Source organism: Nocardioides agariphilus (genome assembly GCF_015352445.1).
Taxonomy (GTDB): Bacteria; Actinomycetota; Actinomycetes; order Propionibacteriales; family Nocardioidaceae; genus Nocardioides; species Nocardioides agariphilus.
The window spans coordinates 20,823-47,147 of sequence record NZ_JADKPO010000001.1 but is presented as its reverse complement, the minus strand read 5'-3'; the positions used below and the strand labels follow the sequence as shown (position 1 = coordinate 47,147).

Here is a 26,325-nt window from a genome sequence, read left to right as displayed (position 1 = left end):
CACATCCGGGCGGCCTCATCGATCGGCTGCGTCTGGTGTTCGCCCTGGACGAACACGCTGCCTGTTCGGAACACGCCCCCACATCGGGGAGTTGAGTGCACATGACTCAGGTTCCCGAAAGCGGAGACAACGTGCCCCAGTCAAGCCTTCCCGTGCTGTTCGTGTCCGATCTGGTCGTGCTGCCCGGCATGGTGGTGCCGATCGGGCTCGACGAGTCCTCCCGTGCCGCGATCGATGTCGCCCGAGCGAGCAGCGACGGCCGGCTCCTGGTGGCTCCGCGGCTCGAGGATCGCTATGCGTCCTACGGCGTGATCGCGTCGGTCGAGCGAGTCGGCCGCTTCAGCGGAGGTAGCCCCGCCGCGGTGCTCAAGGCCGAGCGGCGCGGTCGGATCGGCACGGGTGTGTCGGGGCCTGGTGCGGCGCTCTGGGTCGAGGTCGAGCCGGTCGACGACCACGTCACCGATCGTGCCGCCGAGCTGGCCGAGGAGTACAAGAGGCTCGTCGTCGCCGTGCTCCAACGGCGCGAGGCCTGGCAGGTCATCGACACGGTGCACCAGATGACGGAGCCGTCCGCGATCGCCGACTCCGCCGGCTACGCGCCGTACCTCTCGGTGGACCGCAAGCGCGAGCTGCTCGAGACCCCGGACGTGGAGGTGCGGCTGGAGGCCTTGATCGGCTGGACCCGGGAGCACCTCGCCGAGGTCGAGGTCGCCGACAAGATCGGTGAGGACGTTCGCGAGGGCATGGAGAAGAGTCAGCGGGAGTTCCTGCTGCGCCAGCAGCTCGCCGCGATCCGCAAGGAGCTCGGCGAGGGCGAGCCCGACGGGGCCGACGACTACCGCGGCCGGGTCGAGGCCGCCGAGGTCCCCGACGCCGTACGCGAGGCGTTGTTGCGTGAGGTCGGCAAGCTCGAACGCTCCAGCGACCAGAGCCCGGAGACGGCCTGGATCCGCACCTGGCTCGACACCGTGCTCGAGCTGCCCTGGAGCGTCACGACCGAGGACTCCACCGACGTGGTCGGTGCCCGGGCCGTGTTGGACGCGGATCACCACGGGCTCGACGAGGTCAAGGAGCGGATCATCGAGTACCTCGCCATCCGGAGTCGTCGCGCCGAGAGGGGGCTCCAGGTGGTGGGCGGTCGTGGCTCCGGTGCGGTGATCGCGCTGGTAGGTCCGCCCGGAGTCGGCAAGACCTCGCTGGGTGAGTCGGTCGCACGGGCACTCGGACGGAAGTTCGTCCGTGTCGCCCTGGGTGGTGTGCGCGACGAAGCGGAGATCCGCGGACACCGCAGGACGTACGTCGGCGCGCTCCCGGGCCGGATCGTGCGGGCGATCAAGGAGGCCGGTTCGATGAACCCGGTCGTGCTGCTCGACGAGGTCGACAAGGTCGGTGCGGACTACCGGGGCGACCCGGCCGCGGCGCTGCTCGAGGTGCTGGACCCTGCGCAGAACCACACGTTCCGCGACCACTACCTCGAGCTCGACCTCGACTTGTCCGACGTGTTGTTCATCGCCACCGCCAACGTCGTCGAGCAGATCCCGGCCGCGCTGTTGGACCGCATGGAGCTGGTCACCCTCGACGGCTACGCCGAGGACGACAAGGTCGCCATCGCTCGGGACTTCCTGCTGCCCCGGCAGCTCGAGCGCGCCGCACTGACCGCTGACGAGGTCACCATCTCCGAGGCGGCACTGCGGGAGATCGCCGCCAACTACACCCGTGAGGCCGGGGTGCGACAGATGGAGCGCTTGATCGCGAAGGCACTGCGCAAGGCAGCCACTCGCCTGGCGACCGGGTCGCAGCGGGTCGACATCGACCTGGGCGGGCTGAAGGACTTCATCGGCCGGCCGCGGTTCACTCCGGAGGCCCACGAACGCACCTCGGTACCCGGTGTGGCCACCGGCCTCGCGGTCACAGGGCTCGGCGGTGACGTGCTCTTCGTCGAGGCTTCCGCGCATCCAGGACCTGCGGGCCTGACCCTGACCGGCCAGCTCGGCGAGGTGATGAAGGAGTCAGCGCAGATCGCACTGACCTTCGTGCGCAGCCACGCGCCCGAGCTCGGGATAGACCCGGCGTTCTTCGACCAGACGATCCACGTGCACGTGCCAGCGGGAGCGACACCCAAGGACGGCCCGTCGGCCGGCATCACCATGGTGACGGCCCTGGCCTCGCTGGCCACGGGTCGCCCCGTGCGCTCCGAGGTCGGGATGACCGGGGAGGTCACCCTCAACGGCCGCGTACTGCCCATCGGCGGGCTGAAGCAGAAGCTGCTCGCCGCCGAGCGCAACGGGCTGAGCGAGGTGTTCGCTCCGATTCGCAACGAGCCGGACCTCGACGACGTACCGGCCGAGGTTCTCGAAGCACTGACCGTGCACGTGGTCGGTGATGTCCTGGACGTGGTCAGGGGTGCGCTCGCCGACCGGACAGCCGGCACTGTCGCAGCGTGAATCTGGCGGGTGCTCGCGGGCTTCCATGTGGCGCGGCCGGCCGGCGTGGTCGACCATGACGGCATGGACTACACCACTCGCGTGGCCACCGCAGGCGATGCGGAGCGGCTCCGGGTCGTGATGGACGCCTCGATCAGCGGTCTGCAGAAGGGGTTTCTCACCGACGAGCAGATCGAGTCCAGCCGGGCCATCATGGGCATCGACAACCAGCTCATCGCGGACGGCACGTACTACGTGGTCGAGCACGACGGGGTGATCGCAGGCTGCGGTGGTTGGAGTCGGCGGGCGACGTTGTACGGCGGGGACTCGACGCCGGGCAGGGATCCGCACCTGCTCGATCCGGCGGTCGATGCGGCGCGGGTGCGGGCGATGTACACCAACCCGGCATTCGCTCGGCAAGGTGTCGGGTGGCTGATCCTGACGCTGTGCGAGAGCGCGGCCGCGGAGGAAGGCTTCACTCGGCTGGAGCTCATGGGCACGATGTCGGGCCAGCCGCTGTACACGGCGTACGGGTTCGTCCCGGTGGAGGCTGTCGAGGATGACCGGGGAGGTGCTCCCGTGCCGTTGGTCAAGATGGAGAAGCAGGTCGGCTCGGCCTCCTTGCCGAGGTAGCTCCGGCGACTCACCTGAGTCGGTAGCCGACCCCACGGACAGTGTCGACACGGTCGCCGACGGGGCCCAGCTTCCTCCGGATGCTGCGGATGACCACATCGACGGTGTTGCTGCCACCTTGGTAGCTCGTCCCCCAGACCTCGCGGAGAAGATCGGCACGCGACACCGGCGTGGCAGGGTGCGCGGCGAGCGTGCTCAGCACTCCGAACTCGAGCCGCGAGAGCTGGATGCGAGCGCCGCCGACATCGACGCTGCGGTCGAGCTCGTCGAGGAACGGCTGCTCGCTCTCGCCGAGCTCGGCTGCGGCGATGCGGTTGAGCCAGCCGTCGACGGAGTCCGGTCCGAAGTCGAGCGCCGCCAGATGGAACGGTTCGCCGCCGACATCGATCGGCTCGTCGAAGGGGCGGAAGCCGAGCGTGCGCAGCGCGTCGACGAACGGCCGTGGGTCGCGGACGCCGACGTAGAGGCGGCCCAGGTGCGGGCGCAGACGGAAGTAGTCACGCTTCACGTCGAGCAGGGCCGCGGCCTGTACGCCGCTGGGTCGCTCGCCAGTGTCGGCGGCGAGCCAGCGCCGGTGGGTCAGAGTTCGCTGGCCGGGGGGCAGCGGGTGACGCGCGGCGTGCCGCGACCAGGCTGCGACGACGGGGTCTGCTCGTTCGAGGGAGTGCGGGATGTCACGCCACTCCGCGACGATCGAGCACCCGACGACGGCCCCGGTGCGGTCCCTGACCGACCGGACCGCTTCTGGACGAAGCCGCAGCCAGGCATCGAGGACCGAGGCGCCCTGTGGTGTCTCGAACTCGTGCCACAGCGCTCGCAATGCGTCTGCGTCCTCCTCTCGCGACCTCTCGACGCTGAAGGCATGGGTCGTCGCAGGGAACATCGCCTCCCGGACGAACGGGTTGTCGATGAGGAAGAGGAGATCGGCGGTGAATCGGTGGAGGTCTCCCGCGCCCGCGCGCCGGGTCTCCTGCTGCAGGTGGTGCCACGCGGCCGAGCGCAACTCGCGGAACCGCTCGGGTTCGAGGGCGCGCAGCCGGGCGGAGACTGCGGCCTGGACCGCGTCGTGCAGCCGCAGACCTTCGGACGTCTCGTCGACGAAGCTGAGCGATCCGAGCCTGTCGAAGCCTTGGTGCTCGCGACGTCCGGTCATCGCCTCGAGGACACCTCGCGTCACGCGGCGAGGCACGGAGGCGGCGTCGAGAAGTCGACGGGCCTCCTCGTCGAGGCCGGCGCGGAAGGCGGTCGCGAGCGCGGCGACCACGCGTGACCCGACCTCGTCGATCGGCATGTGGGCGACCTCTGCCTCGGCGGCGAGCCGCAGCGACAGTGGGTGGCCGCGCGCGATCCGGCAGATCAGGTCGACGTGGTCGGCAGCTACGTTCGCGTCGGCGAGGAAGGCTCTGGCGTCATCATCGGTGAGGCCGACGAGCGGGAGGATCTCGAGGCCGCCGAGGCGACCCCGCTCGGTCGACCACTCGAGCATCGGGGCATCGCGGCCCGCGATGACGAAGCGCACGTCCGCCGGCAACGACACCAGCAGCTCGTGCCGTAGCCAGGGGTCGGCGATGCGGAACATCTCATAGGTGTCGACGATGACGACGCCGGCGCTTCCCGGGTGCCAGTCGGCAGCGTCGAGCGCCGCGCGAAAGCTCGACTCCGTCGGATCGATGGCCGCGCAGTCGATCCGCAGTACCTGGGTGCCGGATGCCTGCGCAGCAGTCGCGAAGGCGTCGAGCAGCGCCGACTTGCCGATTCCCGCTACGCCGTAGACGAACGCCACGCGCGGCCCGTTGGCATCGAGGACGCGCTCGAGGGACGCGAGCTCGCGCTCTCGTCCCTTCAGCGTGACGGCGTTGCCCATCTGGACAAGAGTGCCAGCCTCAGACGCCCGCGGGCAGGGCCAGCCCGCGGGTCACGCGAGTGGGCCCTTCGAGGACGCCGAAGCGGCGGACCGAGATGTTCACGAGGCCAGGCGTCGCCCCGACGCCGACGAACAGGTCGGACTGGAGGAAGGCGTCCACCGCCTCCTCGGACTCGAAGGTGTAGACACCGCCGAAGACTCCCTCGGCCCGGTCGGCGAGCCACGCCTTCGATGCCAGACCCGGGATGGCGGCGAAGGCAGGAGCGAGCTCGTCGCACGAGCTCGCGAACTGCTCCTCGGAGAGTCCGTCGAGGTTGAAGTTGATGATCAGGATCTGCACGGTGACCTCCTCTGGTCCGGGCCGGCGGCCCGCTACCTCGACGATGACGTCCTGCCGCGCTCCTCAGATGAGGACTCGATGAGGATCTGGCACCCGCGGCGTGGGCTCGGCCCTCAGGGGCCCGAGAGAGCGAGGTGGCGCAGTCCTGCCCTCGGGCCATGCGGTCGTTCGCCCGGAAGCCGCGCCGCCCGTGCGGCGAAGAGGCGCCCCGTCGCTGCCGGCGACGGGGCGCGGTGGCGAGCCGCGCTCGCCTCTTCAGCGAGGGATCCGCTGCGTAAGGGCCCCCGCGACGTCTGGACCTGATCCTCGGAAGGAGGATCAGGCAGGGGAAAAGTACGCCGCGCGGACTTCGGCCGACAACACCTCCAAGGGTGACAACCCCGGCCCACGTCGTCCTCACGGGTGTGGTCGGGATCGGCCGGCAGCGGGTAGTCAGGAAGGCAAGCCCGCATCTGCTCGCGAAGGGAGACCAACATGCCGCAACAGGGCTGGAGCAAGAAGCGCGAACGCCAGTACGAGCACATCAAGGAGGGGCTCGAGGGGCGCGGCCGCAGCGAGGACACCGCCCAGGAGATCGCGGCTCGCACCGTCAACAAGGAGCGAGCGCGACATGGCGAGGCCCGCCAGGCCAGCAGGACCTCGACCGATGACATCTCCTCCTCGCGGCGAGGTGGTCTGCGCTCCCACAGTGGGCCGGGTGGGCGCACCAAGGCGCAGCTCTACGAAGAGGCCAAGCGCCAGAACATCAGGGGTCGCTCGTCGATGACGAAGGCCGAGCTCGAGCGAGCCGTGGGTCGCTAGCCCCCGGAGGAGTCACCCTCCGACGGGGCGCCACATGGTGGTGACCACCGCCCGGTCCAGGACCGTCTCGAACTGGCCGATCCTGACGAAGCCCTGCCGGGCGTAGCGGTGGTCGTTGACCGGGTTGCTCGACTCCAGGTAGGCCGGGAGGCCAGCAGCGTCCCATCGCGCCAGGTCGGCGGCCAGATGTGCCTGGCCGTGACCGTGGCCGGCGTGGGTCGGGCGGGTCGCCAGCAGGCTCAGGTAGGCATGGGGCTCCTCATGCGGACGGTGCTGGTCGAATCGCTCCCAGAGCTCGAACAACGCGCTCGCCTGCTCGTGGTCGAAGGTCTGTGCCGCCAGCTCGCGCAGCGCTGCCTCCTGGTCATCGGACAGCTCGGCGCCGCCCGGTGGGATCCACATCGAGACCGTGCCGGCATCGGTCGAGACGAAGGCCGTTTCATAGCGACGTGCCCCCTCGACGTACTGACGCCAGTAGGGAACCAGATGCTGGTCGGAGGCATCGGGCAGCTCGAGGGCGATGCCCCAGACGGGGTCGTGGCGGAACGCAAGAGCAAGCGTCAGCGCAGCCGCGTCCACCTCCGTTGCCTGGATCGGCCTCACCTGCACGGCGTGGATCGTCCCACGTGTCTGGGACCGAGGTCGATGATGAACCTCATGCTGAAGCAGGTTGCAGACGGTGTCCTCGTGCACGCCAGCGCGTGGGTGCAGAGCAACGCAGTGGTGGTGCAGGGCCGAGACGGTGTGCTGCTGATCGACCCCGGGATCAGCGGCGACGAGCTCGACTGCCTGACGAGCGACCTGTCGGGCGCCGGCATGAGCGTCGTGGCCGGCTTCTCGACCCATCCCCATTGGGACCACCTGCTGTGGCATCCCGGGCTCGGGGACGTGCCCCGCTACGCCACGGCCAGCTGTGCCGACACCGCCCGCGCCCGCCTGTCCGGCGACATCGCTGCGACCGCCAAGGCAGCCGGCATCCCCGACGACGTACCGCTCGAGCTGCTCGGGCAGGTCGCTGGTCTGCCACCGGGCGCGACGCGGGTTCCGTGGGACGGACCCGCCGTGCGGATCATCGAGCACCAGGCGCACGCGGCGGGTCATGCGGCGCTGCTGGTCGAGGACAGTCGCGTTCTGGTCGCGGGGGACATGCTCTCCGACGTGCTGGTCCCCATGCTGAACCCGGGAGCAGACGACCCGCTGGGCGACTACCTGACCGCGCTGGATCTGATCGAAGCGACCGCAGACGCCGTCGACGTCGTCGTCCCCGGTCACGGGTCCGTGGCCAACGGAGAGCAGGTGCGGGCCCGGATCGACCAGGACCGCACGTACGTTCGCGCGCTGCTCGACCGGCGACCTCCCAGCGACCCGCGGATCGGACCCGGAGCCAGGGCAGGCCGGGAGTGGGTCAACGACGTGCACGAGGGACAGCTGCAACGACTGGCTGCGCCAGAGGAGTGACAGGCGTATCAGCCGGCAGTTGTAGCCCTTCGGGTGGTTCCCGAGACGGGCTCGCACCGATACACCTCGGGTGCCCCGACCGAAAGGCAGCCCATGCCGCACGCCCTCCTCACGCCCATGCTGTTCGGCATCAAGTGGCTCGACCCCGAGTGGATGCTCGACCAGTTCGGCACCGGGTTCTTCTGGGTCAGCCTGGCGATCATCGTGGTCGAGTGCGGATTGTTCTTCCCGTTCCTGCCCGGTGACACGCTGCTGGTGGCGATCGGCATCTTCTTGGCCAGTGGCGACCTCTCGATCATTCCTGGTCCGGGCCTGCTCGACCTGCTGGTCGGCTGCCTGCTGCTCGTCGGCGCGGCGATGCTGGGCAATGTGCTGGGCTTCGAGATCGGCAGCAAGCTCGGGCCGGTGATCTACGAGCACGACGGCAAGATCCTCAAGCAGTCGTACTTCGACCGCACCGAGGCCTTCTTCGACAAGCACGGTCGCAAGTCGCTGGTGATCGGCCGCTTCGTGCCCGTCGTCCGCACCTACGTCACCGTCGTTGCGGGAGCCTCGAAGATGAAGCGGCCCCGGTTCTTGGTATGGAGCCTGGTCGGAGCGCTGCTGTGGGTGCTCAGCATCACCGGCACCGGCTACTTCGTCGGCGACAGCTTTCCGTGGCTGGCCAACCACATCGACTACCTGATCCTGGGCCTGCTGCTGCTCACGATCATCCCGGCCGCCATCCACTGGTGGCGCGAGCGGGGCTCCGACTGAGTCCCATCGAGTCGCGGTACTTCTCGCTCGGTCCGCTGGGCGCCGACCTTCGAGGCAGCCCTGCACGACTTCGTGCAGAACTACCTCAAGCACCTGGCATGGAGGTGTGTCAGGGGCCCCGTCTCGCCGGCACGCCCTGGCCGGTCACGGGTGGTCGCTGAACTCCTCGCAGTCGTGGAAGCGATCGAGCGGATCGGGCTCGCCGCCGTTCCAGACCCGGTCGTATCCAGCACCGCAGAAGATCACGTCGACGGCTCCGTCGCTGCCGACGTAGATCCCCTCGCCGCCCGAGCCGAGGTACACCCGGTCCGCGCCCGGACCGAGATAGACCGCGTTGCCGTCGTCGCCCCCGATCACCACGTCGTTGCCGCGGCCGTCCAGCAGCCAGTTGTCGCCGGGTCCACCCACGAGGACGTCGTTTCCCGCCGCGCCGGAGAGTACGTCGAAGCCCGGGCCACCGAAGATCACGTCGCTGCCGGCACCGCCTGAGCCCGAGTCTCCCGTGGGTCCCTCGAGCAGGGGGTTGCCACCCAGGTAGATCAGGTCGTTGCCCGGGCCGCCCCGGACGCTGTCGGCCCCGGCGCCCGAGCGGATGATGTCGGCGCCCGCCAGGCCGGTGATGTGGTCGGCGCCCATGGTGCCGACGAGCACGTCGTCACCGGGTGTTCCCTCGATGTCGGCGGCGTACGCCGGCCACGCGGCGTACGACAGCACCAGAGTGGCCGCGATCGCGACCGGTCCCCGACGCAGGATGGCCATCGACGTCCGGCGACGCACGGCAGACACGGTGTTCTCACTCATCGTCGATCACCTCTGGGCCAGTGTCACCGGAGGGGAGGTGTAGTAGAGGTCCGGATCGAGCGGCATCTGCCAGGTGCGACTGGCGCGCTCGCAGGAGCCGGTCAGGTCGCACCGGACGATGGCGGCCATGCCGTCCTCACCTTGCGCCAGGGTCAGGAAGTGAGCGTCGTCCTCCCACACCGCGTGCCAGTCCAGGCGCCCGGCCACCGCCAGCTCGCGCTCTGAGGAGCTGCCGCCGATCACCCACCACCTGGTCGTGCCGCGGGCGTCGAAGTAGGCATGGGTCGCCAGGGCGCGGGTTCCGTCCGGCGACCACTGGTGCGGCATCATCCGGCAGCTGCGCCACAGGGTGTGCCTGGGGTGCGACAGCGCGGCGACCCGCGTGCAGAACTCGCCGGCGGTCTGCCAGTCGAACACGACCCGGTTGTGCGGGATGTCGGCCATCACCGCCGCCTGGTCGTACCAGCGCTGGGTCCGGCCCGACCGGTAGTGCCACCAGACCGACGCCGGGTCACGCCAGTTCGTGCGCATCCCGACGAGCACGCGCTCCGAGTCGAGGGCCACCAGGACTGCCAACCGGAAGCGGTGCCGCGCCAGGACGCGCCCGCTGCGCGGCTTCTCGACCGTGACGACGGTCAGCTCGCCGGTGGGGCTCAGGATCTGCTGGTAGGCGACGCGGCGACCGTCGGCCGAGACCGCGACGGTCAACCAGCCCTGGGACCGGGCGATCTCGCGCCGCTCGCCGGTGTCGCTGACGAACGTCAGGCGGCTCCTGCCCCCGGGTGCCACGTTGACATCGCGTACGACGTAGCCGCCGGCGACCTCCCACAGTGCGGCGTGCATGCCGTTGCGCGACACCGGGATCCGCAGGTCGCCGTCGCGGATGACGTCATGGACCAGGTAGGCCACCTGCGGGTCCGCTCCCCGGGCGAGCGAGGCCGGCTCGATGGGGTCGACGGATGCCCGCGCGGGCGCCTGTGCCAGCAGGGCGACCAGGGTTGCGCAGGCACTGGCCACGCAGAGGCCGAGCCTGATCGGGCGGCGGCGCGAAAGACGAGTCATCGTTCCTCCCCAACAGTGTCGAGCCGCCAGCCTGTGACGCCCGGCTCATCCTTCGGAAGGGGCGGCAGACCCCACGAGGAGGGCCGAAGGACCCCAGGGATCGTCGCGGCGCTCCTGCGTCATGGCGTGCGGGGGATGGGTGGCTACCCGACCCGGACCGACGAGACACCCAGACGCACCGACTCGAGGAGCTCGGCACGTGAGACGGTCCGCGGTCCGCAGTCGCACCAGGCGGGCAAGGCATCGTCGGTGGCACGGTCGGCCTGGAGGAGGTCGACGTACTCGACGCCGCCCCGCGAGCCCTTCCGACCGGTGTCGACGAAGTCCTTGGACCCGTGGCTGTGCGGGCCGATGCGTGACTCGTACACGAGCCCCTCCGGCGTCAGGTAGACAGCGGCCAGGTGGTGAGCACGCCGGCACTGAACGCCGACCTTCTGGTGGTCTGAGCGGTGGGACCCGAGCTGCTCGAGGGCGCGGGTGGCCCGCTCCCGTCGTTCGCGTGAGTCCGTTCTGACCTTGGACATGGGTGGCCCCCTCACTGTTCGACGAGGCGGAACCGGGCCGCCAAGGGTCCGACGCCCCTGCCGCAAGGGCGGATGTTTCCGACCTCTTCGCGCCGGGATCGGCGACGGTCGAGGCACCCGTGAAGCGTGTTCCGAGCCAGGTCAGGGACGGAGCCCCCTCAACCGATGTCCCAGGCCATCTTCGACCGTCGCCTTATTGCACACGATCTTCGGAGCCAGGAGCGCCATCGGGTAGGGCCAAAGGTCCCGAAATCCTCGCGGCGACGAGCTCGCGGGCGGCGAAGTCGGTGTCGGCGTACTCGACCGTGTCGGGGCTCTCAGGTTCCCGTCGCGCCGTGTTCGCAGGCCTGTCGACGAGGATCCGCGAGGGGCTCGGGGAGCTGCACGGGCTCGAGACGTCGTAGGAGATGCCGGGCGTGGTCCGCCTGGTGACGGCCTACGACACGACGGAGTCCTCCGTCGACGCGTTGATCGACGGCATCTGCGAGTAAGTCCCGAAGGGATTCGGGCTACGCCGGCTGCAGGGGGGTACTGACCGAACATGTGGCTCTTGGCGGTGCTGATCCTCTCGGCTCTCGTGGTGTGCTCGCTGCCTCTGCCCGAGCCTGGCCGGCACCGGTCCGCGCGCAAGCGCAAGAGCCACAGCTGACATCTCGGGGTCATCGACCCCTGACCCCCTGCGCCGGGTCGACCGACTACCCCCGGCGCAGGGCCCGAGGTGGCGCCCGCATGACGGGTCCGACGGGTGATCGGGACCGCGTGAGATGGCCGCTGACGCCATCGCGCAAGCACACCCTGGGTCATCCAGCGGCCGTCTGACGTCCGGTCGCCGGGCAAGTGAGAGTGGCGACCACGCGCTCCCTGACTGGTGCGAGGGCACAGCGGACGGGAGCCACCCCAAGCCTGCTTCCACCAGCTCGTCGAACTCGCGCTGAACCCAGTCGTCCTCGGCAGCCAGGAGATCCATCCACGCCCGCGTCACCAGGGCGTCGTGCGTCACGGCATCCAGGGCGGCTGAGTTGCTGGCGGACCCGGTGGCCGTCATCACGCGACGTGGCTCAGGAGCTGATGGCGGTCGGTTCGTTGGTCCGGCTGGAGACCTCGATCTTGCGCGGCTTGGCCTTCTCCGCGACCGGAACGGTCAGGCGCAGCACGCGGGCGTCATAGGCTGCGTCGACCTTGTCCAGATCGAGGCTGTCGCCCAGCACCAGCTGCCGGCTGAACAAGCCGACCGGGCGCTCGGCAGCGAGCATCTCCCAGTCACCGTTGCGCGCCGGGCGCTCAGCCCTGACGCCGTCCTCGAGGCGGAGACCGACGACCTGCGCGACCAGGTCCGCGACCTCGGCGGAAGGCCGCGCCGGCGCCGCTGACCGCAACCGGCGGGTCCTCCCCCGCAGGGGTGAAAGTCGGGGGACGAGCGCCTCAAGAGCGCCGAACTCCCTTATTTCACAGGCTTTTCGCTCGTATCGACCGAGGGTGGAGTGGGTACTCCCCCGTAATCGACAGATGTCGACCAGAGGGAGGAACCCATGACCACGAGCTCCATGAGCACCACCAGCGACACCGCTCGAGGCAACGGCGCCGGTGACCAGCGATCCACGACCGAGCAGGCCACGGAGCGGGCCAAGCACGTCGCGGGAGTGGCGTCAGAGGAGGCCAAGTCCGTCGCCGGTGACGTCCGCGAGCAGGCCCTCGGCCTGTTGGACGAGACCAAGACCCAGGTGCAGGACCAGTCCCGCACCCAGCGCGATCGTCTCGTCGAGACGTTGCGCACCTTCAGCGACGACCTCGACGGCATGGCCGAGCAGCGCGGTGGCATGGCCTCCGACGCGGCGCGTGAGGTCGCCAACCGGGCCCGCTCGTTCAGCCAGAAGCTGGACGGACGCGAGCCCACCGAGCTGCTCGACGACCTCAGGTCGTTCGCCCGACGTCGGCCGGGCATGTTCCTGGCCGGATCCGTCGTGGCCGGTCTGGTCGCCGGTCGCCTCATGCGAGGCAGCCGCGATGCAGCGCAGACCACCGGCTCGGACGCCACTGCGACCCAGGAGCGGCCAGTGACTCCGGTGACCGACCCCTATGCCCCGCTGTCGACGACCGTGGACGAGCCGGTCGGCACCACGTCGGCCTACGCGCCGGTCACCCCCGCGGCGACCGCGACCGAGTCCGACCGCTCCTTCGGCGGGTCGTGATGACGCCGTTCGACGCGACGCCGGGCGCCGCGGCACCCGCGCGCGAGGACCGCAGCCTCGGTCAGATCGTCGGTGACATCAGCTCGGACCTGAGCGCACTCGTGCGACAGGAGATGGACCTGGCCAAGACCGAGCTCCGACAGGAGGCCACCACCGCAGGCAAGGGCGTCGGCATGCTCGCCGGCGCCGCGGTGGCCGGACTGCTGATGCTCACCTTCTTGTCCTGGGCCCTCGTGTGGCTCCTCGACGACGTGATGCCCGTTGAGCTCGCCGCGCTGATCGTGGCCGTCCTCTGGGCCGTCGCGACCGGAGTACTGGCCAGCATGGGCCGCAAGAAGCTGCAGGAAGCCAGTCCGCAGCTCCCGCAGACACAACAGTCCCTCAAGGAGGACGCAGCATGGGTACGAGCACAGAAGAGCTGAACGAAGACATCGCCCGCACGCGGGCAGAGCTCTCGCAGGACGTCGACGCGCTCCAGGACAAGGTCAGCCCGACCGCCATCCTCGAGCGCCGCAAGTCGGCAGTACGCGACCGCTGGACATCGACCAAGCACCAGGTGATGGGCAGTGGGCAGAGCGCCGGACACAGCGTGAGCGATGCCAGCTCTCATGCGGGTTCCGCCATCGAGGAGCGTGTCGACGGCAGTCCGCTGGCTGCCGGCCTCGTGGCCTTCGGTGCCGGCCTGGTCATCGCGGGTCTGATCCCGGCGAGCAAGGCCGAGGCCCAAGGTGCCCAGCGACTCACGGAGGTGGCCCAGGAGCACGGCCAGCCGGTCATGGACCAGGCCAAGTCGGCGGCCCAGGAGGTCGGCGATCACCTGAAGGACAAGGCGACCGAGGCCGCGCACGAGGTCAAGGCCAGCGCGCACGAGTCGACCGACCGCGTCAAGGACGAGGCCCCCATCGGCTCGTCCGCGGATGGTGACGAGCCGGCACACTGGACTCCCGGAAGCGCGTTCTAGGCGCTGCCGGACCACGTCTCGCGAGTCCGGGGGGGCCGCGAGACGTCAGTGCCCCGCCGGCCTGTGGCCGGCGGGGCACCTTCACGCCTGGACCCGGATGACGAGATCCGGGTCGGATGACCTGCGTCAGGCGATGACGGCGTCGATCGTCTTCTTCAGCGCGCTGGGCTGAGAGGGCCGGCGCGGCGCCTTCTTGCGGGCCGCCTGCATCTCCTGGCCGATCTCTTGCAGCGTCTTGCGGCCCAGTCCCTCACGCACCTGGGGGAACCAGTCCTTCTCCTCCTCGTCGATGTGGTGCGTCACGCTCTCGATCAGCACGGTCGTCTTGGCGGTGAAGCGCTCGTCGGTTGCCTTCATCGCCGAGAGCTCCATGACCAGCACGTCGGCGACGTGGTGCTCCTCGTAGGACTCCAGGACGTCGTCCTCGAGGTCGGGCAGCAGCGCGCGGACGCGGGGGTACATGACCTCGTTCTCGATGTAGGTGTGCACGGTGAGCAGCTCGATCATCTTGTCGACGAGACGCTGCTTGGACTTCTGCGCGCCGTCGCCGGCCTTCTGGAAGTCGGCGAAGAGCTTCTTGATCTGCTTGTGGTCGTCCTTGAGCAGGACGATGGCGTCGGTGGACGTGCTGGTCCGTGACTGGGTGGTGGTGGCCATCTGGGGCTCCTGGGTCTGTGGGTCGATCTGTCTGTCGTCACCAAGTACCCACGATCGGTGCGGACAGCGCACTGAGCCAGAGGCGGCGGGGTACCCGCTCGGGTACCGCAGCCACCAACGACTCGAGGTCATCGCGTGCCCAACGCCCCCAAGATCGCCGGACCCCTCGTCGAGGGCACCGAGAAGGCGCTGGTCGTGCTGCTGCTGCACGAGACCTTCAGGCACGCCTGGATCCGGGTGCACGAGCTGATGACCCATCACCGTGCCTGGGAACGCTGTGCGTCGGCCAGGGCCTCCTGAGCCCGTGGAGTCGGTGTTGCGGGACGGTCGCGCCGTGTGCGTCCGTCCCGTCCGCGCCGACGATGCGGACGACCTGCAGGACGGGTTCGCGCTCCTGAGCGAGCTGTCCCGCTACCGACGCTTCCACACCGGTACGCCGGCGCTGAGCGATCGCGTCGCGCGCTACCTCGCCGAGATCGACCACGTCGACCACCAGGCCCTGGTCGCGACGCCAGTGGGCTCGCCGGCCATCGTGGGCGTCGTCCGCTTCATTCGGCTGAGGGTCCGACCCGACGAAGCGGAGCTGTCCATCACGGTGGCCGACGACTGGCAGCGTGCCGGGCTGGGAACGTGCCTGCTCCACCTGCTGATCGAACGCGCGCGGGCCGTCGGCGTCAGGCGGTTCACCCTGGAGATGCTGGCCGACAACGAGGGGATCCTGGCCCTGGTGAGGGCCGCGGGCGGCGTGGTCCAGCCGACCGACAGCACGATCGCCTCAGGTCACATCGACCTGGACGCGACTCAGGGGACGTCCGGCTGATCCGCCGGCCGGATCATGGGTTGGGCCAAGAAGTCGTCGGCCACCTCGACGAGTCGCCGCCGTGTGGATCGCGCTTCCGTGCGGAGCATCTCGAAGGCCTGGTCCACGGTGCACCCGCGTTGTTGTGCAAGCGCACCCTTGGCCTGCTCGATCACGATCCGGCTGTTGAGCGCGACCTGCAGCTGCGCGCTCAGCTGCTCTGCATCGGCGACGGCGCGATCCTGCAGGATCGAGATGGTCGCCACGTCGGCCAGGGCCTGCACCACCCGCACGTCGTCGGGCTCGAACCGGTTGTCCTCGGTGCCGAACAGGTTCAGAGCGCCGATGACCTCGTTGCGCAGACGCATGGGGAACGCGTGGACCGAGAGGAATCCGGCAGCGATCGCCCGCGGCGCGAACTGGGGCCAACGCTCCTGGGCCTGACGGAGGTCGGCGTTCACCACCGGGTGCTGCAACCGGTAGCAATCCAGGCACGGCCCCTCGTGGTTCTGCAGCTGGAACAGCTCCAGGGCCTTGCCCGACTCGTTGGAGGCAGCCATGAAGCGCAACGCTCCACGATGGTCGGCCAGCACGAGCCCGACCGCCTCCGCACCGCTGATGGCCGCCGCGTGATCGGTCAGCGTGTGCAGGAAGTCGACGAGGTCGAAGTCGGCGACGAGGGTGTCGGCCACCTCGACGAACACCGATGACAAGTGCGTGGTGGAGATCATGGTCTGGGAACCTCCTGGTTCGGGTGTGGCGCTCGGTGTCTGGTCACGGAGCGTCGCGAGATATGCGTCGCCTCCGCGAGACGACGTCGGCGGCAAGGTCGTTGAGGCTGCGGCTCTCGGCGAACGCCGTGGCACGCAGGCGGGAGAGGGCTTCGGCGAGGTCGATGCCGAGGTCGGCCATCACCATGCCCTGGGCCTGGTACACCTCGGTCCGCAGGTCCAGCAGGCTCTCCAGGCCGGGAGCGAGCCCGTCGCCCGAGCCGGCGCGCGCGGCATCCAGGAGCAGCTCGGTGGCCAGGTCGGCGTAGATGAGGCAGTCCGAGCGCTCCTCGCGCTTCAGGGTGCGAACCGGCCCCGAGTAGAGCACGAGCACACCCAGCCGCACAGCACCGATGCTGAGCGGGAACGCGAACGTGGCGCGTACGCCCGCGTGTGCGGCCGACTGCGCGAAGCCGGGCCACCGACCCAGCGCCGACGTGAGATCGCTCTCCAGGACCGGTCGACCCGACTCGAAGGCGTCGAGGACCGGACCCTCGCCGAGGTCGAGGTGCAGGTGGTCGAGCGGCTGGTGCCCGTCGGCCGAGTAGGCGACAGGAGTCTCGGTGCCGGGGCCGCTGAGCAGGATCACGCTCACAGCCAGCAGGTCCAGTTCGCCGGAGACCACCTCGCACAGCCGTCGCAGCGCGACGGCGACGTCGTACTCTCCAGGGCCTGCGGGCACCTGGAGGTAGGACCGAAGGCGGGTGCCTCCGTCGTCGTTGACGCTGAACTCAGCGATGTGGTGCCCCCTGTCAGGGCTGTCGACCCCCGACTCTAGCCGGGTGGGTAGGGGTCCGCGGCGAGCTGCCGGGCAAGATGTACGGCGTTCGCGACGGCGGTCTTGGTCGGAAGCCAAGGGTCACTCCTTCGTCGCGGGCAGGTCAGGTACCCAGGAACACCCCGTCCGAGCCCGCGAGGTGGTGAGGCGCACCCGGGCCGTGTTGTGGGCGGACCTCAGGGACTGAGCCATCCCGAGTGCACGATGACGAGGATCCGGGCCACCAGCGCTGGCGGTACGTCGGCGCGCGCCGACGCTTCGTACAGCAGGCGCTCGGCCTCGTCGAGCGCCACGCCGCTGACTCCCGCGATCATCCCCGTGGCGGTCTCGATGTCGATGCTGTCCTTGAGCTGACTCGGAGCAGCCGCGGCAGCCAGACGCGTCGAGAAGGACAGGTCGGCGTTGGAGACGGCCTCGGCAGCCGGGGTGCCCAGTGCTTGCGCCAGCTGCGCCTGCCGGCCGGCGAACGCGTCGGGTGTCGAGGCGTAGAGGTTCACTCCGCCGATGAGGACGCCGTGGTGGTAGATGGGGAGGGACAGGCTGCTGGCGACACCCGACGCTGCGCTGACCTGGGCGAAGAGCTGCCACTGCTGCTCGTCCAGCGGATCGGTCAGGTCGACCTCGGCGGTGTCCATCCGGCCCTCCGTGACCTCCACGCAGAGACCCCCGTCGAGGTACTGCATCGCGTCCAGGGCCGCAACGGCGGGGGGGCGGCCAACAGGGTGAAGGTCAGGCCGTCCTCGGCCAGTCCCAGCGACAGCCCGACCAGCTCGGGCACGATCCGGGTGGCGTGCCGACCGAGCTCGGTCAAGAGGTTCTCGACGTCAGGACCCTGAAGGCTCATGAACTCGCGAAGTGCCTCTCGAGTCTCGGGCATGGGCTCGAGCTGCGCAGTCATGTAACTCCCGCCGGTGGCTGTTGGTCTTCAGCCTAGGCATGCCGATGGGCAGGTGCTCCCACCCTGCGAGGTGGGCCGACCACGCTCGCGCGAAGGAGCGGTCAGATCCAGGCGGTGGGGTACTCGGGGTCTCTTCCACCACTGACTACTGCTCTAGGAGCACCCATGTCCTTCTCGGATTCCCGGGCTACCACCAGCCGGTCACCCATCCAGCTCGCGGCGATGGTCGTCGGCGCCGTCTTCCTCCTCGTCGGCGTTCTCGGGTTCGTCCCCGGCATCACCACCAACGTCGGCGACCTGAAGATCGCCGGCCACACCTCCCATGCCGAGCTGCTCGGCATCTTCCAGGTGTCGGTCCTGCACAACGTGGTCCATCTCCTGTTCGGCGTGCTCGGCATCGCGGCGGCACGGAAGTTCTCGACCTCCCGCACGTACCTGATCGCCGGCGGCGCCGTCTACCTCGTGCTGATGGTCTACGGACTGGTCACCGACCACAGCAGCGACGCGAACTTCGTGCCGCTCAACGACGCGGACAACTGGCTGCACCTCGTCCTGGGCCTGGGCATGATCGCCCTCGGGTTCGTGCTCAGCAGGGATCGGGCCGCGACCTACGCCGACACCCGCCACTGATCAGGAGACCGTGTCCCCCCATTGGGTGATGCTTCAACCAATGGGGGGACCTAGTCTTTCGAGTAAGCCGCACATCTCTGGGTCTTCCCGGCGGCACTCTGGGCCGCAGGCCCGCGGGACGATCTGCGTCTCTCGGCGACACCGATGCCGACGACGCGCTCGGGGCCTACCGGTCCCGAGCACGCGCAACACCCCATGCCCCAGAAGGAGCATTCCTATGTCTGACACCGCCTACAGCCCCCAGACGACCGACCGCGACTCAGTTCGTGACGACCGCACCGACCGCCGCGTCAGCACCGAGACGAAGGCCTCGGTCAAGACCTCGGAGATGGTCGTGTTCATCGCGGCCGTCGTCGGCGTGCTCGTGGCCGCGCAGATCTCCGACGCCTTCGGCGCGCAGGACGCGTGGCTCTACGTCACCCTGCTGACGATCGGCTACCTGGTCAGCCGCGGGCTGGCCAAGAGCGGCTCGCGTGAGTTCTACGACGAGTCGACCTCTCGCTGATCTGTGGGTCGCCGGACACACCGATGACCCAGCCGCCCCCACCGAAACCGGTGGGGGCGGTCTGCGTCCGCCCGCCTGCCCTGACGAACGGAGTGAGCAACATCTCGACCATCACCAGCCTGCTGGGTGATCGCGCCCGGACCCTCGACCTGAGCGGTCACGAGGAGCCTTCCGGCCCGCCACACCTACGCCTCGTCGTCGCCGAGCTGGGTGGAGGCACCCAGCTGGCTCGCCTCGCGGCCGCCCGACGCCGTCTGCGTCGGGCACCGAGGGCGCCCGTCGACGCAGCTCCCGTCGTCGACGTGCCCGGTTGGGGTGCGCCCGAGACGCTGACCGGGCCGCTGCGCCGCTACCTGCGCTCCCTCGGCTACGACGCGCGCGGCTGGGGGTTCGGGCAGAACCGCGGCGATGTCCGGCGTGACGTCCGCCGGCTCGAGCAGCATGTCGCGGCGCGCGCGGAGTCCGCGGGACCGGTGGCGCTGGTGGGCTGGAGCCTCGGCGGCATCGTGGTGCGGGAGGTGGCCCGCCGCCGTCCCGAGCTGGTCTCGCAGGTCATCACGTTCGGCACCCCCCTGGTCGGCGGCACCACACACACGGCCGGTGCGTGGCTCTCCCCGCGGACGGACGCGCGCCGAGTGGCGGCGTACGTCGACCGGCGCGAGCGCGAGCACCCGCTGGAGGTGCCGGTAACGGTCATCCTCAGCAGGCGCGACGGCGTGGTGAACTGGCGCAGCTGCGTGGACCACCACTCACCGCGTGCCGAGCACATCGAGGTCGGCTCGACGCACATCGCGATGGTGCTCGACCCGGACGTCTGGCTGACGATCGCGCGGCGACTCGGGGAGCCAACGCTCTAGGACGGCCACCCCACCGGTGGGTGGGCGTGGACCATGCGCGCCAGCGGCGACCCGGGCGCATCGATCGCGAGATGGCGTCGGTCGTTGCGAGGTGGTTCTCCTCCGTCGGTTTGCGGGGACCGGGTGAGTACCCCGGCATCCGTCGTCTGAACCTGCGCCGACGAGACGTTCACCCCCTTAGGCGTAGGAATCCGGTCGAGATCGCCGTACTGTCGAAGGTGCGGCGGCGCCACGTGTGCCGGTCCCCATCCCAGACCTAGATGGACGCTTCCATCTAGCGCTGAGGGCACCTCCCATGACGTCTTTCATCCACCCCGCACTGACGCGCCCGTCGCGCGTCCGGGAGCGCGAGACGCGCCAACGCCTGACCGACGAGCTCATGGTCCGGCTGCACGATCAGGGCCAGTTGTCGGCGGACGCTCGCGCCGAGCTGATCGACCGCGTGATCCTGGTCAACACCCCGGTGGCGTACCGGATCGCCAGTAGGTTCCGGGGTCGCGGCTGTGCCCTCGAGGACCTCGAGCAGACAGCCTGCCTGGCACTGGTCAAGGCCGTGAACAACTACGACCCGAGCACCGGCTACCACTTCATGTCGTACGTCGTGCCCTCCATCGCCGGAGAGGTCAAGCGGCACTTCCGCGATCAGGGGTGGATGGTCCGGCCGCCCCGACCCGTGCAGGAGCTGCAGACCCAGGTGCTGCGCGAGCAGCTGCGGACCGACCCGCGCGACGGCCGGCCGCCGAGCGAGGGCGAGATCGCCGCACGCCTCGACGTCCCGGTCGCAGCCGTGCACGAGGCGTTGCTGGCACGTGGCTGCTTCACGCCGTCATCGCTGGACGCGAGGCTGGCTCATCCCGACGGCATCACTCTCGGCGAGACCCTGGCCGACTCCGATGCGGGCGAGGGCTACGAGGCAGCAGAGGCGCGGGCGACCCTGGCCCCGGTGCTCGGCACCCTCAACGCCGACGAGCGCGAGCTGCTGCGCATGAGGTTCGTCGAGGGACGGACCCAGCGCGACATCGGCGCCGAGCTCGGGATCACCCAGACCCATGTCTCCCGGCGTCTGACCAAGCTGATGCACCAGCTGCGCGCGGTGTTGGAGGACTCGGAGAGCGGCGTGACCGCCGCGTGACCGCAGCCGGCATCGAGGGACCCTCGGCGCGCCTGGGCCCGGACGCCGTCGCCACGTTGGGTCGCGAGCTCGACGCGATCCGGCAAGGCGTCATCGACACCCGGGGCGCACGCGACGCCGCCTACATCCGACGTGTCATCGCGATCCAGCGCAGCCTCGAGCTCGCCGGCAGGGTCATGCTGCAGGCCTCGTCGCGACGCCGTACGGCTTGGCTTGCCGGCACCGCTGCCCTCACCGTGGCCAAGGTCCTCGACAACATGGAGATCGGGCACAACGTCCTGCACGGGCAGTGGGACTGGATGCGCGACCCGCGGATCCACTCCTCGACGTGGGAGTGGGACTACGCGACGCCGGCGGCGTTGTGGAAGCGGTCGCACAACGAGGGCCATCACAGGTTCACCAACATCCTGGGCATGGACAACGACCTCGGCTACGGCATCCTGCGCGTCGACGAGGCGCAGCCGTGGCAGCCGCGACACGTCTTCCAGCCCGTCCTCAACCTGCTCAACGCCATCGTGTTCGAGTACGGCATCGCCGCCTACGACCTCGAGCTCGGTAGGCTGCGCCGCGGCGAGGCCGACAAGTCCTCCCGGTTCCGAGAGGACCTTCGCCTCACGCTGGCCAAGGCCAGACGGCAAGCGAGCAAGGACTTCGTGGTGTTCCCGCTCCTGTCCGGGCGGGCGTGGCGACAGACCCTGCTGGCCAACGTCACCGCCAACGTGCTGCGCAACGTTTGGTCGCACTCGGTGATCATGTGCGGGCACTTCCCCGAAGGTGTCGAGACCTTCGAGCAGGAGTCGATCCGTGCGGACGAGTCGCGCGGAGACTGGTACCTGCGGCAGATGCTCGGGTCGGCCGACATCACCGGACCGCGGCTGCTGCACGTGCTGACCGGCAACCTCAGCCACCAGATCGAGCACCACCTGTTCCCCGACCTGCCGAGCAACCGGTACGGCGAGATCGCGCCGCAGGTGCGCTCGACCGTCGAGCGCTTCGGGCTGCGCTACCACGCGAGGTCCATGCCCCGACAGGTCGCCTCCGCGTGGCACAAGGTGCTGCGGCTGTCGCTGCCCAACGGCTGGCTGGCCCGTCACGGCGTGCGAAGGCTGCGCCGGTCGTCCTCCAACCCCCTGACGTCCCCCGGCGCCTGAGTTACAAGCCCATCGCCGGTGTGAGGCCCAGGACCCGCTGGCGGCCCAAGAGGCGTCACAAGTGGCGGGATCATCTCCGGTCGGCCGGGGGTTCCTCCACCAGATCGCCGACACGGATCTTTCCCCCCTCGAGGACCCGGAAGATCGACCCGCCCTTGCGGCGAAGAGCCTCCTGCGCGCCGCGACCCAGCGTGTCGTCGAGCAGCTTGCAGGGCGCTGCCACGCGCACCACCTCGAGCAGGACCTCGCCGATCCTGAGCCGGTCTCCCGGCGTACGCGGCACCTCGCCGTGCGAGATCGTCAGGTTGTGCCTGGTGCCGCCAGCGTCGATGGGACGGCCGAAGATCTCGGCCGCCTCGGCCAGCGACTCCGCCGACTGCACGCTGACGTGACGGTGCTTGGTGCCGTGGTACCGGTCTCCGACCAGTCCCTTGCCGGCCTCGGCCACCACTGACTCGACGGACTTCACCGGGAGCCGTGCCCCGGGCGCGACGTGGATCGAGATCACGCGCGGCTCGGTCGTCATGGCGTCACCGTACGCAGTACTTGTGACCCCAACGGCAGCCGTTTGCCGGTCGTGATGCGGCCGTGGGGGTCGCAAGTGATGAAATCCCCGGCCGGCCGGGTAATCCATTGGGGAACGGCTCTCAGCCGAGAGGCGAACCCTCGCAGCAGGGCACGATGTAGCCGCAACGGTCGCATCGCTGGTGAGAGGTCTCCCAGCGCATGGTGGCTCCGCAGTTGTCGCACGGGGGCAGGCCGCCCTTGGCGGGCACGGCGCACGACTGGTTGATGACCTGGGCTGCTGTCGGCCCGGCGACGGGAGTGGTGGTCACCAGGTCACCGTACGTTCAAAGGCCGGCGGCGTTGCGGAACACGCCGCGCACGTCGGCAAGCCGCCGCAGGGCCAGGCTGGCGCCGGCGCGCACGACGGTCGGTGCGTGCAGCTCGTCGAACACGGGGGCGCGCATCCGGGTCCAGGCCGGGTCGCTGGCCAGGGGCGCCTCGGGTACGTCGCAACCATGCAGGCCGAGGGATCGGGCCAGGGCCTCCTCGACGCCGAGGAACGGCTGCTCGCCAGGACTCCATTGGTGGTCGGGGCGGCAGACCATGTCGTGGCGCAGGCTGTCGACCAGGGCGGTCACGGTGTGGAACGGCGCACCGACCAGGAGTGCGGTGGTCACACCGACGGCCGCGACCGGTGCGATCGGCACGGGCACGCGGAGGCGGGGGAGGAGGGCCGCGCGGGAGTACGCCGCCAGCAGGTCGGGATAGCGCAGCACGTCAGGACCGCCGAGGTCGAGGTCCCCCTCGGGCGCTCCGTCGTCGAACGCCGCGACCAGAGCTCGCAGTACGTCGGACACGGCGACCGGCTGCACGCTCGTGCGCATCCACGACGGCACCGGCTGCACCAGCAGCAAGGAGGCGAGCTGTCTGACCACCTCGTAGGACGTCGAGCCGGCCCCGATCACGACTCCCGCCCGCAGGCTGAGCGTGGAGCAGTCCGCGGCCGCCAGGATCTGCTCCACCTCGAGCCGCGACGCGAGGTGAGCCGAGAGTCCCTCACCACGGTCGAGCCTGGGGACCAGCCCGGAGAGATAGACGATCCGGCGTACGCCGGTCGATGAAGCCGCATCGCGTACGTGGGTCGCGCCGAGCCGGTCGCGGTCGGCGAACCCGCGTCGCTTCAGGCTGTGCACCAGGTAGCAGACGCCATCGGCGTCGCGCAGCGCCTTCGCCACCGCTCTCCGGTCGGTCACGTCGCACTGCCGCCAGGTCACCTGATCGGACCACGAGAACCGCCCAGGCTGCGTGGCTGATGACGAGGCGGCGACGACCTCGTGCCCTGCCTCCAGTAGCTGGGGGACCAGGCGCGACCCGACGTACCCGGTCGCACCGAGCACCACGATCCGCATCAGGAGGCCCACATCATGAGGTCCGCTTCAGGTGGCGCACCAGGTTGTGGGAGAACCTGACGCCCATCGTGGCGACGACGGCGTGCATCGCCGCCTGCACGGCCGGACGCGCCAACCTCGGAAACGGCAGGTCGACCGTGATGGCGAGCTCGATGCTGAGGTCGGTGGCTCCGCCCGCCTCCACGAGGGTGTAGCGACCCTCGACCCCCGCCTTCTCCTCGGCGCGGGCGGGGTCGTGCGCGAAGTCGATGCGGGACGGCTCGTCGAAGGTCATCACCTCGGTGAAGGACGGCGAGACCATCGAGCCCAGCAGCGGGATCTGGACCAGGTGCCAGGTCCAGCGGACGCTGTCCGGGCTGCTCGAGGCGTCGATCCTGCGCAGGTACGGCGTCAGTCGCGAGAGCAGGCCGGTGTCGGTGAGTGCGTCCCACACGCGCTGCCGGCTGGCCTCGACGGTCGCGCGCGAGGTCGTGGACACGGAGAACCTCGTCACTGGACCTCTCTCGGGGCCTCGGTCCAGAGCGTGAGCTTCTTGAGGAGCCGGCTGAGCTGGGCACGCTCGCGGTCGGAGAGCACGGCCACGAGCTCCTCCTCCTGTGCGCCGCGCAGCGCCATCGCCTTCCTCCAGATCTCTGCGCCGGACCGGGTGATCTCGACGACGACCCGGCGTCGATCGTCGGGCGAAGGGTTTCGCTGTACCCAGCCGGCCTTCTCCAAGCCGTCCAACCGCCCCGTCATCCCGGCACCCGAGACGCCGAGGTCCTCGGCGAGGTCGGTCGGTGACGCGGTGCCGGGAGTGTCGCGGATCATCAAGGAGTGCAGGGTTGCGTACTCGAAGTCCTGGATCCCGACCTCGGCGACTGCCGTCTGGATCGTCCCCTTGAGGAACCGCTGCAGCCTGCTGATCCTGGTGACCACGGCCTCGACCTCGTCATCGAAGTGGATGTCGACCCAGTGCGAGCGCCAGCGCGCGACATGTCGGTCGGTCCAGTCGGTCTCGGGCACGAGCACATCGTAGTGATGGGCCGCCCACTACTTCGTTGACGAATACTTCGCCAGCGAAGTAATGTCGCGCCGCGTGAACGGCTTCTGGGGGCTGCTGCGGCACCGCGACTACCGATGGTTGGTGACCGGCGCGACGGTGAGCAGCCTCGGCGGGTCGATCGCACCCGTGGCCCTGGCCTTCGCGGTCCTCGACCTCGGCGGGTCCGCGACTGACCTCGGGCTCGTCGTGGCGGCGTACGCGATGGCCGAGGTGGTCACCGTGCTGTTCGGCGGCGTACTGGGAGACCGGCTGCCGCGTCAGCTGATGATGCAGGGGTCGTCGGCCGCGGGCTTCCTGACCCAAGGCGTGGTGGCCGTGGCGCTGATCGGCGGGTGGGCGTCCATCCCGCTGCTCACGGTCGTGGGCGTCGCCAACGGCTGTCTCGGAGCGCTGGCCGGCCCGTCCTCGTCGGCGATGACGCGTCAGACGGTGCCTGCCGAGGACCTGCCGCGAGCCGTTGCCGGCCGGCGCCTGTGCCAGAACGCCGCGCAGGTGCTGGGCTTCTCGCTCGCGGGGATCCTCGTCGCCGCCTTCGGGAGCGGGTGGGCCGTCGCGATCGACGCGGCGACCTACGCCGTGGCTGCGGTCTGCTTCGGCCTGATCCGGGTGGCGGCACCTCCCGCTCCGCAGTCCCGTCCGAGCCTGGTGCGCGACCTCCGCGCGGGCGCTGCCGAGGTCTTCCGCCATACCTGGCTGTGGCTGCTGATCGGGCAGGCCCTGCTCTACCACCTGTTCTTCGGTGGGGCGCAGTCCGTGCTCGGGCCGATCGTGGTCGGCGACAGCTTGGGGCGCGCGGCTTGGGGATGGGCCCTCGCCGCGCTGATGGTCGGCTTCATGGTCGGTGGGCTGGTGTCCTTGCGATGGCAGCCGCGGCACGGGCTGTACGCCGGCACCGCGCTGCTCTCGTTGACCGCCGCGTTCCCGCTGGCGATGGCGCTCTCGGACCAGCTGACCGTGCTGCTCCTCGGCGCGTTCCTCCACGGGTTCGGGCTGGAGCTGTTCAGCGTCAACTGGGACCTGTCCATCCAGCAGAACGTCGCCGAGGACAAGCTGGCCCGCGTCTACTCCTTCGACCTGGTCGGCTCCTTCGTGGCGCGACCGCTCGGGCTGGCACTGACAGGACCGGTGGCCGCCGGCGTGGGCTTGGATCGATGGCTGGTCGTGGTCGGCCTGGTGATGGGCGGCTCGTCGCTGCTCGCCCTGCTGTCTCCGGACGTACGACGACTCCAGCGGCGTGCCCCGGAGGAGATCCCGTCCGACGCGTGACCGGATCAGTCCAGCCGCAGTTCGGTGGGACGGGAGCGCCGCACTTTGGGACACCGCTCTTCTTGAGGGCTATGCTGACCGGAGCAACAGGTCGGACCGCCCCAGCGGT

The 26,325-nt window shown here is 69.8% G+C and carries 33 protein-coding genes; 16 read left to right on the top strand and 17 right to left on the bottom strand.

Annotated elements, in window-relative coordinates; genetic code table 11:
- The first annotated feature begins 131 nt into the window (after positions 1 to 131).
- Both lon and ISU10_RS00265 read left to right on the top strand, forming a co-directional pair.
- On the top strand, positions 132 to 2,444 hold the full coding sequence (gene lon / locus ISU10_RS00270) for an endopeptidase La (protein WP_370864448.1): 2,313 nt from the start codon (positions 132 to 134) through the stop codon (positions 2,442 to 2,444).
- Between the two features lie 63 nt (positions 2,445 to 2,507).
- Positions 2,508 to 3,056: a GNAT family N-acetyltransferase gene (locus tag ISU10_RS00265; protein ID WP_194694357.1), complete on the top strand. Its 549-nt coding sequence runs from the start codon at positions 2,508 to 2,510 to the stop codon at positions 3,054 to 3,056.
- Positions 3,057 to 3,066: 10 nt separating this feature from the next.
- Here ISU10_RS00265 and ISU10_RS00260 read toward each other — a convergent pair whose 3' ends face one another.
- Positions 3,067 to 4,920, bottom strand: a complete 1,854-nt coding sequence (locus tag ISU10_RS00260; protein ID WP_194694356.1) for a winged helix-turn-helix domain-containing protein — start codon at positions 4,918 to 4,920, stop codon at positions 3,067 to 3,069.
- A 19-nt stretch (positions 4,921 to 4,939) separates the two neighbouring features.
- Complete coding sequence (locus ISU10_RS00255) at positions 4,940 to 5,260, bottom strand: YdhR family protein (RefSeq protein WP_194694355.1); 321 nt, start codon at positions 5,258 to 5,260, stop codon at positions 4,940 to 4,942.
- 474 nt (positions 5,261 to 5,734) lie between these two features.
- Here ISU10_RS00255 and ISU10_RS00250 point away from each other — a divergent pair, with 474 nt between their 5' ends.
- Positions 5,735 to 6,061, top strand: a complete 327-nt coding sequence (locus ISU10_RS00250; RefSeq protein WP_194694354.1) for a plasmid stabilization protein — start codon at positions 5,735 to 5,737, stop codon at positions 6,059 to 6,061.
- Between the two features lie 12 nt (positions 6,062 to 6,073).
- On the opposite strand, the gene ISU10_RS00245 is transcribed toward ISU10_RS00250, so the two are convergent.
- On the bottom strand, positions 6,074 to 6,670 hold the full coding sequence (locus tag ISU10_RS00245; protein WP_194694353.1) for an N-acetyltransferase: 597 nt from the start codon (positions 6,668 to 6,670) through the stop codon (positions 6,074 to 6,076).
- 48 nt (positions 6,671 to 6,718) lie between these two features.
- Here ISU10_RS00245 and ISU10_RS00240 point away from each other — a divergent pair, with 48 nt between their 5' ends.
- Entirely contained in the window at positions 6,719 to 7,519 is an 801-nt protein-coding gene (locus ISU10_RS00240) for an MBL fold metallo-hydrolase (RefSeq protein ID WP_194694352.1), read from the top strand.
- A 93-nt stretch (positions 7,520 to 7,612) separates the two neighbouring features.
- The gene (locus tag ISU10_RS00235; RefSeq protein WP_194694351.1) at positions 7,613 to 8,275 is read left to right on the top strand and encodes a DedA family protein; all 663 of its coding nucleotides are present in this window, start codon (positions 7,613 to 7,615) and stop codon (positions 8,273 to 8,275) included.
- A gap of 144 nt (positions 8,276 to 8,419) precedes the next feature.
- Here ISU10_RS00235 and ISU10_RS00230 read toward each other — a convergent pair whose 3' ends face one another.
- From ISU10_RS00230 to ISU10_RS00215, 4 genes are all read right to left on the bottom strand, one after another.
- On the bottom strand, positions 8,420 to 9,076 hold the full coding sequence (locus ISU10_RS00230; RefSeq protein ID WP_194694350.1) for a calcium-binding protein: 657 nt from the start codon (positions 9,074 to 9,076) through the stop codon (positions 8,420 to 8,422).
- Between the two features lie 6 nt (positions 9,077 to 9,082).
- The gene (locus tag ISU10_RS00225) at positions 9,083 to 10,138 is read right to left on the bottom strand and encodes a hypothetical protein (RefSeq protein ID WP_194694349.1); all 1,056 of its coding nucleotides are present in this window, start codon (positions 10,136 to 10,138) and stop codon (positions 9,083 to 9,085) included.
- A 143-nt stretch (positions 10,139 to 10,281) separates the two neighbouring features.
- Entirely contained in the window at positions 10,282 to 10,662 is a 381-nt protein-coding gene (locus ISU10_RS00220; protein WP_228498999.1) for a hypothetical protein, read from the bottom strand.
- A gap of 1,058 nt (positions 10,663 to 11,720) precedes the next feature.
- Positions 11,721 to 12,038: an Hsp20/alpha crystallin family protein gene (locus tag ISU10_RS00215; RefSeq protein ID WP_306442055.1), complete on the bottom strand. Its 318-nt coding sequence runs from the start codon at positions 12,036 to 12,038 to the stop codon at positions 11,721 to 11,723.
- A 153-nt stretch (positions 12,039 to 12,191) separates the two neighbouring features.
- On the opposite strand from ISU10_RS00215, the gene ISU10_RS00210 reads away from it, so the two are divergent.
- The 3 genes from ISU10_RS00210 to ISU10_RS00200 are packed head-to-tail and all read left to right on the top strand — an operon-like array spanning position 12,192 to position 13,812.
- Complete coding sequence (locus tag ISU10_RS00210) at positions 12,192 to 12,851, top strand: hypothetical protein (protein WP_194694348.1); 660 nt, start codon at positions 12,192 to 12,194, stop codon at positions 12,849 to 12,851.
- Positions 12,851 to 13,273, top strand: a complete 423-nt coding sequence (locus tag ISU10_RS00205; RefSeq protein ID WP_194694347.1) for a phage holin family protein — start codon at positions 12,851 to 12,853, stop codon at positions 13,271 to 13,273. Before ISU10_RS00210 ends, ISU10_RS00205 begins: the two co-directional genes overlap by 1 nt.
- Positions 13,249 to 13,812: a DUF3618 domain-containing protein gene (locus ISU10_RS00200; protein ID WP_194694346.1), complete on the top strand. Its 564-nt coding sequence runs from the start codon at positions 13,249 to 13,251 to the stop codon at positions 13,810 to 13,812. The genes ISU10_RS00205 and ISU10_RS00200 overlap by 25 nt, the downstream gene beginning before the upstream one ends.
- Positions 13,813 to 13,938: 126 nt before the next feature.
- On the opposite strand, the gene ISU10_RS00195 is transcribed toward ISU10_RS00200, so the two are convergent.
- Positions 13,939 to 14,469: a hemerythrin domain-containing protein gene (locus ISU10_RS00195; protein ID WP_194694345.1), complete on the bottom strand. Its 531-nt coding sequence runs from the start codon at positions 14,467 to 14,469 to the stop codon at positions 13,939 to 13,941.
- A gap of 135 nt (positions 14,470 to 14,604) precedes the next feature.
- Here ISU10_RS00195 and ISU10_RS00190 point away from each other — a divergent pair, with 135 nt between their 5' ends.
- A complete protein-coding gene (locus tag ISU10_RS00190; protein WP_194694344.1) occupies positions 14,605 to 14,769 on the top strand; it encodes a hypothetical protein in 165 nt (54 codons plus the stop codon).
- 34 nt (positions 14,770 to 14,803) lie between these two features.
- Positions 14,804 to 15,289 carry a GNAT family N-acetyltransferase gene (locus ISU10_RS00185; protein WP_194694343.1) on the top strand — a complete coding sequence of 162 codons (486 nt, stop codon included), beginning with the start codon at positions 14,804 to 14,806 and terminating at the stop codon, positions 15,287 to 15,289.
- Here the strand turns inward: ISU10_RS00185 and ISU10_RS00180 are convergent.
- From ISU10_RS00180 to ISU10_RS00165, 4 genes are all read right to left on the bottom strand, one after another.
- Positions 15,271 to 15,999: a GAF and ANTAR domain-containing protein gene (locus ISU10_RS00180; RefSeq protein ID WP_194694342.1), complete on the bottom strand. Its 729-nt coding sequence runs from the start codon at positions 15,997 to 15,999 to the stop codon at positions 15,271 to 15,273. The genes ISU10_RS00185 and ISU10_RS00180 overlap by 19 nt on opposite strands.
- Before the next feature lie 43 nt (positions 16,000 to 16,042).
- On the bottom strand, positions 16,043 to 16,720 hold the full coding sequence (locus ISU10_RS00175; protein ID WP_194694341.1) for a GAF and ANTAR domain-containing protein: 678 nt from the start codon (positions 16,718 to 16,720) through the stop codon (positions 16,043 to 16,045).
- A gap of 272 nt (positions 16,721 to 16,992) precedes the next feature.
- Complete coding sequence (locus tag ISU10_RS00170) at positions 16,993 to 17,451, bottom strand: GAF domain-containing protein (protein WP_194694340.1); 459 nt, start codon at positions 17,449 to 17,451, stop codon at positions 16,993 to 16,995.
- On the bottom strand, positions 17,427 to 17,693 hold the full coding sequence (locus ISU10_RS00165) for a hypothetical protein (RefSeq protein ID WP_194694339.1): 267 nt from the start codon (positions 17,691 to 17,693) through the stop codon (positions 17,427 to 17,429). Before ISU10_RS00165 ends, ISU10_RS00170 begins: the two co-directional genes overlap by 25 nt.
- A gap of 186 nt (positions 17,694 to 17,879) precedes the next feature.
- Here ISU10_RS00165 and ISU10_RS00160 point away from each other — a divergent pair, with 186 nt between their 5' ends.
- The 5 genes from ISU10_RS00160 (at position 17,880) to ISU10_RS00140 (ending at position 21,989) form a co-directional block, all read left to right on the top strand.
- Positions 17,880 to 18,344, top strand: a complete 465-nt coding sequence (locus ISU10_RS00160) for a DUF4383 domain-containing protein (RefSeq protein WP_194694338.1) — start codon at positions 17,880 to 17,882, stop codon at positions 18,342 to 18,344.
- Positions 18,345 to 18,561: 217 nt separating this feature from the next.
- On the top strand, positions 18,562 to 18,849 hold the full coding sequence (locus ISU10_RS00155) for a hypothetical protein (protein ID WP_194694337.1): 288 nt from the start codon (positions 18,562 to 18,564) through the stop codon (positions 18,847 to 18,849).
- Positions 18,850 to 18,941: 92 nt separating this feature from the next.
- Complete coding sequence (locus ISU10_RS00150; RefSeq protein ID WP_194694336.1) at positions 18,942 to 19,706, top strand: alpha/beta fold hydrolase; 765 nt, start codon at positions 18,942 to 18,944, stop codon at positions 19,704 to 19,706.
- A gap of 295 nt (positions 19,707 to 20,001) precedes the next feature.
- The gene (locus ISU10_RS00145; protein ID WP_194694335.1) at positions 20,002 to 20,838 is read left to right on the top strand and encodes a sigma-70 family RNA polymerase sigma factor; all 837 of its coding nucleotides are present in this window, start codon (positions 20,002 to 20,004) and stop codon (positions 20,836 to 20,838) included.
- Positions 20,835 to 21,989 (top strand): fatty acid desaturase family protein, encoded by a 1,155-nt coding sequence (locus ISU10_RS00140; RefSeq protein ID WP_194694334.1) that lies wholly within the window; start codon positions 20,835 to 20,837, stop codon positions 21,987 to 21,989. The genes ISU10_RS00145 and ISU10_RS00140 overlap by 4 nt, the downstream gene beginning before the upstream one ends.
- A 70-nt stretch (positions 21,990 to 22,059) precedes the next feature.
- Here ISU10_RS00140 and ISU10_RS00135 read toward each other — a convergent pair whose 3' ends face one another.
- From ISU10_RS00135 to ISU10_RS23935, 5 genes are all read right to left on the bottom strand, one after another.
- Positions 22,060 to 22,515: an MOSC domain-containing protein gene (locus ISU10_RS00135; protein WP_194694333.1), complete on the bottom strand. Its 456-nt coding sequence runs from the start codon at positions 22,513 to 22,515 to the stop codon at positions 22,060 to 22,062.
- 121 nt (positions 22,516 to 22,636) lie between these two features.
- Positions 22,637 to 22,825, bottom strand: a complete 189-nt coding sequence (locus ISU10_RS00130; protein ID WP_194694332.1) for a hypothetical protein — start codon at positions 22,823 to 22,825, stop codon at positions 22,637 to 22,639.
- Between the two features lie 15 nt (positions 22,826 to 22,840).
- Positions 22,841 to 23,905, bottom strand: coding sequence for an NAD(P)H-binding protein (locus ISU10_RS00125; RefSeq protein ID WP_194694331.1), 1,065 nt, complete (start codon positions 23,903 to 23,905; stop codon positions 22,841 to 22,843).
- Between the two features lie 13 nt (positions 23,906 to 23,918).
- Positions 23,919 to 24,398 carry an SRPBCC family protein gene (locus ISU10_RS00120; RefSeq protein WP_194694330.1) on the bottom strand — a complete coding sequence of 160 codons (480 nt, stop codon included), beginning with the start codon at positions 24,396 to 24,398 and terminating at the stop codon, positions 23,919 to 23,921.
- The gene (locus tag ISU10_RS23935; protein ID WP_194694329.1) at positions 24,395 to 24,910 is read right to left on the bottom strand and encodes a MarR family winged helix-turn-helix transcriptional regulator; all 516 of its coding nucleotides are present in this window, start codon (positions 24,908 to 24,910) and stop codon (positions 24,395 to 24,397) included. The genes ISU10_RS00120 and ISU10_RS23935 overlap by 4 nt, the downstream gene beginning before the upstream one ends.
- A gap of 73 nt (positions 24,911 to 24,983) precedes the next feature.
- On the opposite strand from ISU10_RS23935, the gene ISU10_RS00110 reads away from it, so the two are divergent.
- Positions 24,984 to 26,216 (top strand): MFS transporter, encoded by a 1,233-nt coding sequence (locus tag ISU10_RS00110; RefSeq protein ID WP_370864441.1) that lies wholly within the window; start codon positions 24,984 to 24,986, stop codon positions 26,214 to 26,216.
- The last annotated feature ends 109 nt before the right edge of the window (positions 26,217 to 26,325 follow it).

What these genes read in the sequence shown, in the direction of transcription:
- ISU10_RS00170 (WP_194694340.1), bottom strand. Translation starts at nt 17,451, where the DNA reads ATGGACACCGCCGAGGTCGACCTGACCGATCCGCTGGACGAGCAGCAG.
- ISU10_RS00260 (WP_194694356.1), bottom strand. Translation starts at nt 4,920, where the DNA reads ATGGGCAACGCCGTCACGCTGAAGGGACGAGAGCGCGAGCTCGCGTCC.
- ISU10_RS00155 (WP_194694337.1), top strand. Translation starts at nt 18,562, where the DNA reads ATGTCTGACACCGCCTACAGCCCCCAGACGACCGACCGCGACTCAGTT.
- ISU10_RS00235 (WP_194694351.1), top strand. Translation starts at nt 7,613, where the DNA reads ATGCCGCACGCCCTCCTCACGCCCATGCTGTTCGGCATCAAGTGGCTC.
- ISU10_RS00225 (WP_194694349.1), bottom strand. Translation starts at nt 10,138, where the DNA reads ATGACTCGTCTTTCGCGCCGCCGCCCGATCAGGCTCGGCCTCTGCGTG.
- ISU10_RS00180 (WP_194694342.1), bottom strand. Translation starts at nt 15,999, where the DNA reads ATGATCTCCACCACGCACTTGTCATCGGTGTTCGTCGAGGTGGCCGAC.
- ISU10_RS00250 (WP_194694354.1), top strand. Translation starts at nt 5,735, where the DNA reads ATGCCGCAACAGGGCTGGAGCAAGAAGCGCGAACGCCAGTACGAGCAC.
- ISU10_RS00220 (WP_228498999.1), bottom strand. Translation starts at nt 10,662, where the DNA reads ATGTCCAAGGTCAGAACGGACTCACGCGAACGACGGGAGCGGGCCACC.
- ISU10_RS00135 (WP_194694333.1), bottom strand. Translation starts at nt 22,515, where the DNA reads ATGACGACCGAGCCGCGCGTGATCTCGATCCACGTCGCGCCCGGGGCA.
- ISU10_RS00165 (WP_194694339.1), bottom strand. Translation starts at nt 17,693, where the DNA reads ATGCCCGAGACTCGAGAGGCACTTCGCGAGTTCATGAGCCTTCAGGGT.
- ISU10_RS00205 (WP_194694347.1), top strand. Translation starts at nt 12,851, where the DNA reads ATGACGCCGTTCGACGCGACGCCGGGCGCCGCGGCACCCGCGCGCGAG.
- ISU10_RS00195 (WP_194694345.1), bottom strand. Translation starts at nt 14,469, where the DNA reads ATGGCCACCACCACCCAGTCACGGACCAGCACGTCCACCGACGCCATC.
- ISU10_RS00160 (WP_194694338.1), top strand. Translation starts at nt 17,880, where the DNA reads ATGTCCTTCTCGGATTCCCGGGCTACCACCAGCCGGTCACCCATCCAG.
- ISU10_RS00230 (WP_194694350.1), bottom strand. Translation starts at nt 9,076, where the DNA reads ATGAGTGAGAACACCGTGTCTGCCGTGCGTCGCCGGACGTCGATGGCC.
- ISU10_RS00240 (WP_194694352.1), top strand. Translation starts at nt 6,719, where the DNA reads ATGCTGAAGCAGGTTGCAGACGGTGTCCTCGTGCACGCCAGCGCGTGG.
- ISU10_RS00265 (WP_194694357.1), top strand. Translation starts at nt 2,508, where the DNA reads ATGGACTACACCACTCGCGTGGCCACCGCAGGCGATGCGGAGCGGCTC.
- ISU10_RS00210 (WP_194694348.1), top strand. Translation starts at nt 12,192, where the DNA reads ATGACCACGAGCTCCATGAGCACCACCAGCGACACCGCTCGAGGCAAC.
- ISU10_RS00200 (WP_194694346.1), top strand. Translation starts at nt 13,249, where the DNA reads ATGGGTACGAGCACAGAAGAGCTGAACGAAGACATCGCCCGCACGCGG.
- ISU10_RS00125 (WP_194694331.1), bottom strand. Translation starts at nt 23,905, where the DNA reads ATGCGGATCGTGGTGCTCGGTGCGACCGGGTACGTCGGGTCGCGCCTG.
- ISU10_RS00145 (WP_194694335.1), top strand. Translation starts at nt 20,002, where the DNA reads ATGACGTCTTTCATCCACCCCGCACTGACGCGCCCGTCGCGCGTCCGG.